Origin of the sequence: Clostridium uliginosum (assembly GCF_900112485.1) — a bacterium.
Taxonomy (GTDB): domain Bacteria; phylum Bacillota; class Clostridia; order Clostridiales; family Clostridiaceae; genus Clostridium; species Clostridium uliginosum.
Genome location: NZ_FOMG01000030.1, coordinates 36,686 through 49,723 on the forward strand (window position 1 = coordinate 36,686; position 13,038 = coordinate 49,723).

The window sequence follows — 13,038 nt, forward strand, 5'->3', positions numbered from 1 at the left end:
TATATATTCTAAAAATAATTGTTAATTTAAATTTATGGCGCTGTTTTAAAACTTTGTTTATATTGTTATATGTTGTAAAGTGGACTAAAAAATTTATTAAGTATATTTAGCATTTATCTGAAAATTAATAGTAAAATAATAAATTATATATTTATTATTTTACTATTAACTATACATATATAATAATTATTTAATTATAAGTTAATAATAAATATTAAATTACAAGTTAATATTTATCGTCAACAGTAATAACTAATTAATAATAATTATTTGATAATTATTATATTTGTGGTAATATATATTAAAGGACATAAATTAAGTAAGGCATTGTAAAATAAATAACTAGTCAAAGATTCTTAGGATTTTTTGAACTAGACAAGAATACTGACTAGTTATTTATTGGGAGATGCCTAAGGCATATGAAAGAAGGTTTCTTATATGAGTTTTAAAATTAATAATAACGTAACTTGGGTTGGAAAAATTGATTGGGAATTAAGAAATTTCCATGGTGAGGAATATACTACACATAAAGGTTCTTCATATAATTCATATTTAATTAAGGATGAAAAGACAGTATTAATTGATACTGTTTGGCAACCATTCTCTAAAGAGTTTGTTACTAATCTAAAGAAGGAAGTAGATTTAAATAAAATTGATTATATAATAATGAACCATTCAGAAATTGATCATAGTGGTGCATTATTAGACCTTATGAATGAAATACCTAATACTCCAATTTATTGTACTAAAAGTGGAGAAAAAATAATAAAGGGACATTATCATAAGGATTGGAATTTTGTAACTGTAAAAACTGGAGATACTTTAGACATTGGTAAGCATAAACTTACATTTATAGAAGCTGCAATGCTTCATTGGCCAGATACTATGTTTACTTACATGTCAGGTGAGAACATTTTATTTAGTAATGATGCATTTGGAGAACATTATGCTTCAGAGCTTATGTATAATGATAAGGTTGACCAAGGGGAATTATTCCAAGAAGCAATAAAGTATTATGCAAATATTTTAACTCCATTTAGCAAACAAGTTTATAGAAAAATAGAAGAATTATTAAGCCTTGATATACCTATTAATATGATATGTCCAAGTCACGGAATTATATGGAAAGATAATCCGATGCAAATAGTAAATAAATATAAAGAATGGTCAAGTGATTATCAAGAAAATCAAATCACAATAATTTATGACACAATGTGGAATGGAACAAAATTCATGGCAGAGGCTATATCAGATGGAATAACTCATGCAAACAAAGATGTTACAGTGAAAATTATGAGCTCATCTAGAGGTGATAAGAATGATATTATTACTGAAGTACTTAAGTCAAAAATAGTACTTGTTGGATCATCAACAATAAATAATGGAATTCTATCTTCAACAGCTGCAATACTAGAAATGATTAAAGGTCTTAAATTTAAAAATAAAAAAGGTGTAGCTTTTGGTAGTTATGGATGGAGCGGTGAAAGTGTAAAAATAATCTCAGAGGAATTAAAAAAGTCTGGGTTTAATCTAATTAATGATGGAATAAAAGAATTGTGGAATCCAGATGAAGAAGCATTAGATAGATGCAGAGAATTAGGAAAAAGTGTTGTCAAAGAACTATAAAGCACATTCAAAAAGGCTCTGTTTTAAAACCGTGTTGATATTGTTGCATATTGTTCAGTGTGTAACAATATCAACGCTATATTAAAACAGAGCGTTAAAAAATAATAAGAAGTGTAATGTTTGTTAGAAAGATAAATAGTTTTTTATCAAATGTTAGGCATATGAGAGTCGAGCTTCCTATAATAAAAAATAAGCTTGACAGATGGACTTATTATTTAATTGATTATGCCTTATAACTAAATTATACAAGGAGGAGTTTATTATGGAAAAGTATATTTGTACAGTTTGTGGTTATATTTATGACCCAGAAATAGGTGATCCAGATAATGGAGTTGCACCTGGAACAAAATTTAAAGATATTTCTGAAGATTGGGTATGTCCATTATGTGGAGTTGGAAAATCTGATTTTGAAAAAGAAGAATAGAGAATATTAAAAAAAATAACAAGTCAATATGTTGCATATTTGACTTGTTATTTTCTTTCACATTACTAAATATATTCTCTTGTTGTTATTTTTTAGATTTCTTTGTTGAAGCTACTTCACTTCCAATTATTGCTTGTGCAGTAACATTCTCAACTATTTTCTTCTTTTTTTTCATTTTTTTCGGGTTTTTATCTCCCATTTAATATCATCTCCTGTAAATTTTATTATTTTTTGGATAAATTTGTATAATTAAATTTATAAAAAAGTCACTTCAATAAAAAAGTGACTTTAATACTTTTATGCATTTGTATCTTTTTATCACTCTTCACTGATGAGTGATAATCTGCTTAGTTTAGCACTGAGTTAAAATAATGTCAAATATTTCATCATAAAACATTTGACACATTTTTCTTTCCTTAAATCTTTCAACATTTTTTAGTCTTTCCAAATTATCTTTTATTATTTCATATTCATTAGAATTATCAATTATACTTTTTAAAATATCTCTTGGCATCTCATTACCACTAGATAATAAACATATAAAGGTATTGTTTAATGATATCGTTTAATATTAAACTTAATATTATATATTAATACTTTTGCCAAAAAACAAATATTGATACTTATAAACAAGCATGTTAAAATAACAAATATATTTAGGTGATGGAGTTCGCCTTTAACCGCATAAAACATATTCAAAAATATGACAAGGCAATATGCTAGTTTATTTTTTTGAATGCGCCTAATGCTAATGACTCCTACAAAAGAGCGAGAAATCGTTATTTTGTAGGAGTCTTTTTATTAATTAGGCACATGAAAATAAATAACAAGTCCAAAGTTGCCATGGATATTTTTCATCAGACAAGGAAATGAAATTAACGCATAGCAAGCTCTGGGTTGACTTTATTGACGCAGTATGACACAAAATAGACTAACATACTGACTCGTTATTTATTTTAATATGCCTTATATTAAAATATCAACACTATTTTAAAGCATGACTATTAATTTAAGTTTGAAACATAATATATATATTCAATAGAATAGGAGAAAATTTATGAACGAAAAAAAAACCAAAGAACAAAAGAAAATTATATTTCTTAAAAACGCTAATAACAGCACAATTCTTGGAATGTCATTTTTAAAGTGGATTTTTTTAGGAACGATTGTTGGGATTTTAACTGGATGTGCTGCTGCTTTATTTTTAAAAAGTCTTGATATTGCAACAACTTTAAGAATTAACAATCCATGGTTATTATTTCTTCTTCCAATCGGAGGTGCTTTTGTCAGTTTTTTATATTCCAAATATGGCAAGAATTCTTTAAAAGGTAATAATTTAATTATAGATAAACTTAATGAAAATGCTGATAATATACCTTTGCGTATGGCACCTTTAGTTTTTTTAGGTACTTTTATAACACATTTATTTGGAGGATCTGCTGGAAGAGAAGGTACTGGTGTTCAAATAGGGTCAAGTATATCAGAAGCTATTGGGAATTTATTTAAATTAGATAAAAGAGATGCCAAGATTATTCTAATGTGTGGGATTAGTAGTGGTTTTGGTTCAGTATTTGGTACTCCGCTTGCTGGTACTATTTTCGGATTAGAAATAGCAGCACTTGGAACTATGAGGTATGGTGGTCTAATTCCATGTTTTACTGCATCCTTTGTTGGATGTTTAGTAACAGAATCTTTAGGTATTCATCATGCACACTATGCTATAACAGACGTTCCAGATATTACATATATAATAGTTTTTAAGGTTATTATTGCAGCAATTTTATTTGGATTAATAAGCAAATTATTTAGTGAATTAACTCATAAATTAAAAGATATATTTTCTTCTCGCTTTAAAAATGCAGTAATAAAAAGCATGGTTGGTGGATTTATAATAATTGCTCTTACATACATTATAGGTACAAGAGATTATCTAGGACTTAGTCTTCCATTAATTACAGACTCATTTACTAAACAGATTACGCCTTTTACATCTTTAATAAAACTTATATTTACATCACTTACTTTGGGTACTGGTTTTCAAGGAGGTGAAGTTACTCCTTTATTTGTAATAGGTTCAACATTTGGAAATGCTTTATCAAGTATACTTAATGTTTCACCATCATTTTTAGCTTCACTAGGTCTTATTGGAGTATTTGCTGGTGCAACAAACGCACCTATTACATCGTTTATTTTAGGTATAGAAATGTTTGGTTCTCAAAATGCTGAGTATATGTTTATGGCTTGTGCAGTAAGTTATTTGTTTTCCGGGCATTCAGGAATTTATATTTCTCAAAGAATTAGCACAAGTAAAAGTAAATCAATTCCAGTTCCTAAAAGAGCTACACTTTCTTATTATAAAAAAAAGAAGACTGCACGTTAGAAAATATAAGAAAACAGAAATAGGAGAAATAATTATTACATAAAACTAGGAAAATTGTACTAAGTATTTCTAAATATTTGAAATTGTACCCAAAACTGTTTGTTCCAAAGACAAGCTTTAGACAAATCATTTTGGAACAACTTCAAATAAAGAAATACTAAGCACAATTTTCCAATGTTTATTCACAATTATTTATCCTATTTTTTTAGTTTCTTTTATTTAACTCTAAACTAAAACTGCCTAAATAAATATAGCCCCAAAACAGTTTGTTCTAAATGGTAAGTTCTGAACAAACAATTTGGGGACAACTTTAGGCACATTCAAAGAAATACTAAATACAATTTTCCAATGCCTAATTACCAAACCTGTTGAATTTTTGGCTTGAGAATCCTTCTTTTTTTATAGATTTATGTTTTGCATTTGGATTATGATTATGTCCCTCTTCAGTTATAGGTGTTTGATAATTACATTTTTCCATTCTTGCTATTTTATTATCAGGTTGACTATCTTTTGTCATTTAAACTCCTCCTATGAGGCATATCTAAATAAATAACTAGTCAGTCCTCTTGTCTTTTTTGTACTATACTAATGCACATGAAAGAAACAACAGACAAGAATACTGTTCTATTATTTTTTTGAATGCGCTTAAGTCAGTAAAGGTAGCTAATAACATCAGCATTAACTTCCTTATTTAGCTGTCAAAAAATTATAAGAATCTTTGACTAGTTATCTATTTTACAATGCCTAATGCAGTATTTTTTACAAAATTAGTATGTCCATTATTAATGGTATTATACTCTACTGATTAAAAAATTTAGCTATATTTTAAAAGAGTATTGATATTATTATCACAACACTACTTGTTCAAATACTATAATATAAAGTAATTTGAAATAAATGCGTATAACATGCATATGTTAATTATTATATTAATAATTAAGAAGGTGTTAAATATGTACCTATCAATGCCAGATATTTTTTTTGTACCAATTTGTTATGTTGAAAAAGATATCTTGAACATAAAAAAACTAGTAATATTACAAAAATATAATTCTAATAGTTATTTTATAGATGAAACTCTAAAAAGAAAGGAGATAGTAATAGGTATATCTTTACCTTCCCAAAGAGAAGATAGATGGATTAGAGATAAGGAACTTATGGAAAAATTAGCTAAAGAAAAAGGTGTTACTGTAAAGATTGAAAATGCTGATACTGATGTAGCTAAACAGGCTTTGCAAGTAGATAATCTAATATCACAGGGGATAGATATATTAATTTTAGCTCCTACAGATTCAGTAGCATCAGCAGCTATGGTTGAAAAAGCTAAAAAAGCAGGAATAAAGGTAATAGCTTATGATAGATTTATAAAAAATAGTGATGTAGATCTATATATTGCTTTTAATGGTATAAGAATTGGAGAACTCCAAGGAAGGTTTCTTACTCTGAAAGTTCCAAAGGGGAATTATATTATTATGTCAGGAGATCCAAATGATGATAATTCCGCGTTAATAAAGGAAGGTGCAATGAAATATATAAAACCATTAGCGGATATAAATGCTATAAAGATAGTTACAGATAAAGCAGTGGATAACTGGGATCCAAAGAATGCTCTTAAAATAGTAGAAGAGTCTTTAGCTGCTAATAAGAATAAAATTGATGCTATATTAGCACCAAATGATGTTACCGCAGGTGTTGCAATTCAAGCATTAGAATCGCAGGGTTTAGCAGGGAAGGTTCAAGTAACAGGAATGGATGGAGATTTAAGTGCAGCTCAAAGAATAGTTCAAGGAACTCAATTAATGACCGTATTAAAAGATTCTAGAGAATTAGCTAGGACTGCTATAGACGCTGCAATAAAATTAGCTAAGGGCGAACCTATAGATATAACTACTACTATAAGAAATGTACCCACGCTTCTTCTTACACCAATAGCTGTAGATAAGACTAATATAGATGCAATTTTTATAGATAGTGGATCTTACAATACTGGATATTACAAAAAGGAAGATGTTTACAAGATGAAATAGCATCTAAAACAACTACTTTAAAATCTTTTCAACATAAAAAAAGGGTCAGTCTCTATTTTGAGACTGACCCTTAATGAGTGCATATTTATCACATATGGTGAAAATTTCACCTTAAATCAATAACTATGCTTATTCTACAATTACTTATTTGATTTTTACTAATAATTCTCCTGTTTTAACTTGTTGTTCTTCTTTTACAAATACAGATTCAATAACACCTGAAATACTAGCAACAATATTTGTTTCCATTTTCATTGCTTCTATTACGATTAAGCTCTCGCCTTCCTTAACCTCTTGACCTTCTTTTACAAGTACCTTAATTATATTTCCTGGAATACTTGCTCCAATTTCTAATTTATTTGAAGGATCAGCCATTTTAGAAGCTATACTTTCGCTTAAATCATTTCTAATTCTCTCAGTTTTATCTTGTATTTTTATTTTTCTTCTATTTCCATTAACTTCATATTCTAAAGTTCTGTTTCCTTCATTATCCAACTTACCTATTTCAATTAATTGGACAATCATTGTCTTACCTTCTGCAATCTCAATTTCGCTAGTTTCTCCCTCAGCTAATCCATGGAAGAATACATCACTACCCATACGGCTTACATCACCATATTCTGAAACAAATTTTAGGAACTCTTCAAATACATCTGGATATAATGCATAACTTATTAAGTCTTTCTTTGATGGCTCATAGTTATACTTTTCTTTTAGATATTCCTCAATCTTATTAAAGTCTTCTGGTGGTAATAATTCACCTGGTCTAGTAGTTATAGGTTTTACACCTTTTAGAACAAGCTTTTGAAGGTCCTTAGGGAATCCACCTTCTGGTTGACCCATCATTCCTTTAAAATATGAAACTACAGAATCTGGGAAAGCCATATTCCCTGCTTTTTCATATATATTTTCAGGTGTTAGGTCATTTTGAACCATAAATATAGCCATATCTCCAACCATTTTTGATGAAGGAGTAACCTTTATTATATCTCCAACCATATCATTTACTTTTTTATACATCTTCTTTATATCGTTGAATCTATGTCCTATTCCAAAACTTTCAACCTGTGGTTTTAAGTTTGAATATTGTCCACCTGGTATCTCATATTTATAAATTTCAGCACTTCCTGATTTTAAATCTGATTCAAATTCACTATAAACTGGTCTTACAGCACCCCAATAATCAGATAGCTTTTGAATTCCATTTAAATTAATACCTGTATCTCTATTTGTATTTTCAAGAGCTGCAACTATTGAATTTAATGCTGGTTGACTTGTAAGTCCTGACATACTATTAAAAGTTGTATCAATAATATCAACACCTGCGTCTGCTGCCATTAATGCAGTAGCAACACCATTACCTGTAGTATCATGAGTATGTAAATGTATTGGTATTGAAATTTCTTCTTTCAATGCTTTAATAAGCTTTTTAGCTGCATAAGGTTTAAGAAGAGCTGACATATCTTTTATAGCAAGTATATGTGCACCCATATGTTCAATTTCTTTAGCTTTGTCTACATAATATTTAAGACTATATTTATCTCTACTAGTATCTAAAATATCGCCAGTATAACATAAGCAAACTTCTGCTACTTTTCCACACTTTAATACTTCATCTAATGATGTTTCTATACCTTTTAACCAGTTAAGTGAATCAAAAATTCTAAATACATCTATTCCACTATTTGAAGATTGTTTTATGAATTCCCTTATAACATTATCAGGATAATTTCTATATCCTACACCATTTGCTCCTCTAATAAGCATTTGGAATAAAACATTAGGTATTCTTCTTCTTAACTCTTCAAGTCTTTCCCATGGAGACTCTTTTAAGAATCTATATGCAGTATCAAAAGTAGCTCCACCCCACATTTCAAGAGAGAATAAATCATTTCCATAAGTAGCTGTTGCCTTTGCAATGTTTATCATATCTCTACTTCTAACACGAGTTGCCATTAAAGATTGTTGTGCATCTCTCATTGTTGTATCTGTAAGAAGCAGTTTTTTCTGATCCTTTATCCATTTAACTACGCCTTCTGGACCTTGTGCATCTAATATTTGTTTAGTACCACTTAAACCCTCTAAAGTTTCTATTTTAGGAATAACAGGTACATCATATTCTTTTTTATTTCCTTTAGTTTCATTTACTATTTTTTGTCCAGTGAATTTTAAAATTCTAAGCTCTTCATCAGTTCTTGGTGTTATATCAAATAACTGTGGATTGTCTGATATAAAGTTAGTATCACATTCACCTTTTTGGAACTGTTCATTATTTAATACATTAATTAAGAAATCTACATTAGTTTTAACACCTGTTATAGTTAATTCTTTAATTGCACGTATAGATTTTCTAACAGTATCTTCAAAAGTTCTTGAATATGCAGTATTTTTTACAAGCAAACTGTCATAATAAGGACTTATTACTGCACCAGCAAATCCATTTCCTCCATCAAGTCTTATACCAAATCCTGAACCACTTCTATAAATATCTATTTTCCCAGTATCTGGTGAGAAATTGTTTGCAGGATCTTCCGTAGTTACCCTACATTGAATTGCAAATCCTCTTGGTATTATATCTTCTTGAGAATATATTCCTACTTCTTTAGAATCTAACTTATACCCTTGTGCTATTAAAATTTGACTTTGAACTATATCTATCCCAGTAGTCATCTCAGTAATAGTATGTTCTACTTGCACTCTTGGATTCATTTCAATAAAGTAATGATCACCATGCATATCAACTAAAAATTCTAAAGTTCCTGCACTTTGATAATTAACAGATCTCGCTATTTTAAGTGCATCAGCACATATAGCTTCTCTTTTTTCCTCTGTTAAAGATAATGCTGGACTAATTTCAATAACCTTTTGATGTCTTCTTTGAATAGAGCAATCTCTTTCATAAAGATGCACTACATTACCAAATTTATCTCCTAAAATCTGAATCTCGATATGTTTTGGTCCTTCTAAATATTTCTCAATAAACATATCATCTATACCAAAAGCTTTTTTAGCTTCATTTTTAGCACTTCTAAAAGAATCAAGAATTTCATTTTCACTTCTTACTATTCTCATTCCTCTACCGCCACCACCAGCAGCAGCCTTTAACATAACAGGATAGCCACACTTTGCAGCAAACTCAATAGCTTCTTCTTCTGAACCTATTGGTTTTTCTACTCCTGGTATTACAGGAACTCCAACTTCTTTAGCTACTATCTTTGATTTAATCTTGTCACCTAATTTTTCCATCATTTCTGATTTTGGACCTATAAATTCTATCCCAGACTCTTCACATTTTCTAGCAAACTCCGGATTTTCAGATAAGAAACCATATCCTGGATGTATTGCATCAACATGCTTTTTAAGAGCTAGACTAATAATTTCATCGATATTTAAATAAGCTTCAACTGGCCCTTTATTTTTCCCAATCAAATATGCTTCATGGGCCTTAGTTCTGAAAAGAGAACGTTTATCTTCTTCTGAATATATAGCCACTGTTCTTATACCTAGTTCATGACAAGCTCTGAAAATTCTTATTGCAATTTCACCCCTGTTTGCAACTAATACTCTTTTAAATTTTTTCCCCAATAGAATGCAACTCCTTTAGTATCTCTTTATTTTGTTATTTGTCATATATTAATTATTTTTGGCGCTGTTTTAAAACCGTGTTTATATTGTTATATATTGTAAAATGGGCTAAGAAATTGAACTTAAGAACATCTAAATGAGTATAGTCCCCTTTTAGCTTGCTCCAAAGGCAAGCTTCGGACAAGCAGAAAAGGTGACAATAATCATTAAGAGTTCTAAAAGTCAAATTTCAATGCCCACTTTACAAAAATATAACAATATCAACACTCCTCTAAAACATAGCCTTGTTTTTTAAAAGTAAATAAATTACATATATCTAAAATAATGCAATTTATTTTATAAGGCACATAAAACAATAGACAAGCGTACTGCTCTATTATTTTTTGAATATGCCTAATAATATATAAATTATAGCATATTTAATACTATTTAATAAATAACATTTATGGTTTATGTTTATTTTAGGATTATTTTTATTATAATTGTAATTTCATTTGTTTTTTTGTAATTTTAATAAATCATATTCACAAAAACAATAACTCAATACGCTAGTCTATTTTCTTTTATATGCCTAACATATTTGTTGTATTTAATAGATAGGTTTATCTTCCCCAGAGATAATAAAGCATATTCAAAAAAATAACAATTTAAGGCACATTTAAAAAGTCTATTCTTTTTTTGAATATCCCTTAGGGATGTGAAATAAAATAACAAGTCAAAGATACGATGTATATTTTGCGTCAGACAAGGAGGTGTGTTTGCCTAATAGCGGGCTATTAGGTGAATATACCGACGAAGTATGACACAAAATAGACTAGTATGTTAACTTGTTATTTTTTTGAATATCCATTATTAGTGCAACAACTAATTATAAAATCATATAATATATTTAGAATACTCTTTTGGGAGGCATATATGTTAATAAAAGATTTGTCACCTGAGGAATCTTTGATTGCTGCTAATGCCATAGCGCTTGCAATTTATAAATGTTATCCATCAGCCGATGCATCCTTTATAGCTAATTTTTTAATTAATATTAGCAGTAATGTAGCTTTATTAGTAGCTTCAAAATCTCTTTCAGATGTTGATGATGTCTCTTTAAAACGAGGAACTATTGATGATAGCGATATAGCTTCTAGGTTAGAGATTTTAGAAGGTTTGCTACTTAATTTACCGAAATAAATTTTCAATCACTGATCCTCTGAGATTTTTTTGAGGTCTTTATTATATTTTAGTGTATTAATTTTATGTATCTTATTTTACATTTTTAATATTTTATACTTAACTTTTTAATATTTTATCAGAGTGTTGATATTAAAAGAAAGCAATTTTTTATATTTTGTCTTTTTAAATATAAAATATATCGTCTTAAATCATATATACTTATTATGGAAAGAATTTTTTTCTTAAGGCACATGGAAATATATAACAAGTCCAAAGTTGCCATGAATATTTTTAATCAGGCAAGGAGACGAATTGCCCTCATAGCGGGCCTATTAGGTAAATTTGCCGATGAGCAGAGAACCAAAATCTATGATTTTGTGTGAATAGCTTACTCAGTGAGCGTATGCGAGTCGAGCTTCCTATGATGAAAATAGGCTGGCAAATGGACTTGTTATTTTTTGATTGTGCCTAATGCTAAAATATATGTTGTAACTAGAAATCTAAATGGTTTTAAGTGCCCCAGTGGTAAATTTCATAAAAAAATCATTCTACACCATATAGATTAAGAAATAGACACCTTTCCAAATAAATATTAAGGTGATTTTTATGAATTATAAATATATTGAGGATTTAGTATTAAAATCTAAGAATAATGATATGTTATCTAAAGAAAATTTAGCTAATGAATTTAAACCTTTGATACTTAACATTTCTAAAAAAACCTTCATTGATGGATATGATAATTATGACATTCAAAATGAATGTTACAAGACTTTATTTAAATGTGTTTCTCTATATAATTTAGATAATCATAGATTTGTTGCTTATGCTACAAATGGAATTAAAAATGGTATTAACGATTTAATTAAAAGAGCTAAAACTAGAAGTTCTGCTGAAGGTTATGAAGCTCTTATTTTATCAGATAATTTAGAACATACACTACCTTCTGAAATGGCTGCTTTAGATGATATTTTATGTGATAAATGTGATCATGAATCAATTAGCAATGCTATTAATGAATTAAGTGAAAATGAAAAAGAACTCGTTGAATTTATCTTTTTTAAAAATAATTCAGTTAGAACTTATGCTTATTGGAAAAACATATGTTACTCTACTGCAAACCAAAGAAAAAGTAGTGTTTTAAAGAAAATCAGTAAATACCTTAATTGAGGCATATGAAAGCAAATGAATGAATATATGTGGGTAAGTATTACAGTTTATATTAGGCATCTTATTGGTTAACTTGTACCTTGAAAATTTATAATTATATTAGTAAACATCAAATAATTGAATATTCATAGAAAAAAATCAAGGTATTGCACACCTTGATTTGTTCTTTTTGTATCTATTTAATGTAATATATCAGCCTTAACTAAATTTATCTAGAGTATAAAGCTCCACCCGAAAAATTTTTATGTAAGGGCAAAAAAGTAAATTTATTCTATAAGTTTATTCATATCTGTGGCAACATTTCTAAGCTCATTTATATTAGCCTCGATTTCTTCACTAGCAGCAGCACTTTGTGCTATTTCCTCTGTTACCATTTTATATTTTGATATTGTATCTTTTGTTACATTAGATACTTCTTCATTAAATTGAACTATATTTTTAGTCTCTACAAATAATGTAGAAGATGCTTTGCTTATATCCATAATATTATTGCTAAATAACTTTAAATTTGAACTCATAGTATTTAATCCTTTAACTGTTTCATTAACAATATTATTTCCCTCTTGGGATTTTTGGTTATTATAAGTCATTTGTTCTTGAACTACATTAATTTTATCTTTTAATTCACCTACTATTGCACCCACTTGATTAAGTGATTGCTT

Annotated in this window: 9 protein-coding genes, 1 pseudogene and 1 riboswitch; of the genes and pseudogenes, 6 read left to right on the forward strand and 4 right to left on the reverse strand. The window is 28.5% G+C overall.

Translation table 11 applies throughout. From position 1 onward, the window contains the following. Window positions 1-438: 438 nt before the first annotated feature. Together BM027_RS15325 and rd are read left to right on the forward strand one after the other, a co-directional pair. Window positions 439-1,626, forward strand: coding sequence for an anaerobic nitric oxide reductase flavorubredoxin (locus BM027_RS15325; RefSeq protein ID WP_090093752.1), 1,188 nt, complete (start codon window positions 439-441; stop codon window positions 1,624-1,626). A 262-nt stretch (window positions 1,627-1,888) separates the two neighbouring features. After that, a complete protein-coding gene (rd, locus tag BM027_RS15330) occupies window positions 1,889-2,050 on the forward strand; it encodes a rubredoxin (RefSeq protein ID WP_090093754.1) in 162 nt (53 codons plus the stop codon). Between the two features lie 352 nt (window positions 2,051-2,402). On the opposite strand, the gene BM027_RS18300 is transcribed toward rd, so the two are convergent. Next, window positions 2,403-2,564: a hypothetical protein gene (locus BM027_RS18300; protein ID WP_175560009.1), complete on the reverse strand. Its 162-nt coding sequence runs from the start codon at window positions 2,562-2,564 to the stop codon at window positions 2,403-2,405. Window positions 2,565-2,700: 136 nt separating this feature from the next. Next, window positions 2,701-2,818: riboswitch (Fluoride riboswitch) on the forward strand. 289 nt (window positions 2,819-3,107) lie between these two features. On the opposite strand from BM027_RS18300, the gene BM027_RS15335 reads away from it, so the two are divergent. Continuing rightward, window positions 3,108-4,430, forward strand: coding sequence for a voltage-gated chloride channel family protein (locus BM027_RS15335; RefSeq protein ID WP_090093755.1), 1,323 nt, complete (start codon window positions 3,108-3,110; stop codon window positions 4,428-4,430). A 352-nt stretch (window positions 4,431-4,782) separates the two neighbouring features. Here BM027_RS15335 and BM027_RS18305 read toward each other — a convergent pair whose 3' ends face one another. Continuing rightward, complete coding sequence (locus BM027_RS18305) at window positions 4,783-4,947, reverse strand: hypothetical protein (RefSeq protein ID WP_175560010.1); 165 nt, start codon at window positions 4,945-4,947, stop codon at window positions 4,783-4,785. Window positions 4,948-5,383: 436 nt separating this feature from the next. Here BM027_RS18305 and BM027_RS15340 point away from each other — a divergent pair, with 436 nt between their 5' ends. After that, the gene (locus BM027_RS15340) at window positions 5,384-6,457 is read left to right on the forward strand and encodes a sugar ABC transporter substrate-binding protein (RefSeq protein ID WP_090093757.1); all 1,074 of its coding nucleotides are present in this window, start codon (window positions 5,384-5,386) and stop codon (window positions 6,455-6,457) included. A 144-nt stretch (window positions 6,458-6,601) separates the two neighbouring features. Here the strand turns inward: BM027_RS15340 and BM027_RS15345 are convergent, their stop codons facing one another. Further along, window positions 6,602-10,042: a pyruvate carboxylase gene (locus tag BM027_RS15345; RefSeq protein ID WP_090093760.1), complete on the reverse strand. Its 3,441-nt coding sequence runs from the start codon at window positions 10,040-10,042 to the stop codon at window positions 6,602-6,604. A gap of 915 nt (window positions 10,043-10,957) precedes the next feature. Between BM027_RS15345 and BM027_RS15350 the strand changes: the two genes are divergently transcribed. Beyond that, the gene (locus BM027_RS15350) at window positions 10,958-11,224 is read left to right on the forward strand and encodes a hypothetical protein (RefSeq protein WP_090093762.1); all 267 of its coding nucleotides are present in this window, start codon (window positions 10,958-10,960) and stop codon (window positions 11,222-11,224) included. 588 nt (window positions 11,225-11,812) lie between these two features. After that, complete coding sequence (locus tag BM027_RS15355; protein WP_090093763.1) at window positions 11,813-12,376, forward strand: sigma-70 family RNA polymerase sigma factor; 564 nt, start codon at window positions 11,813-11,815, stop codon at window positions 12,374-12,376. A gap of 266 nt (window positions 12,377-12,642) precedes the next feature. Here the strand turns inward: BM027_RS15355 and BM027_RS15360 are convergent. Continuing rightward, window positions 12,643-13,038: pseudogene (locus BM027_RS15360) on the reverse strand (methyl-accepting chemotaxis protein); the annotation flags it as partial.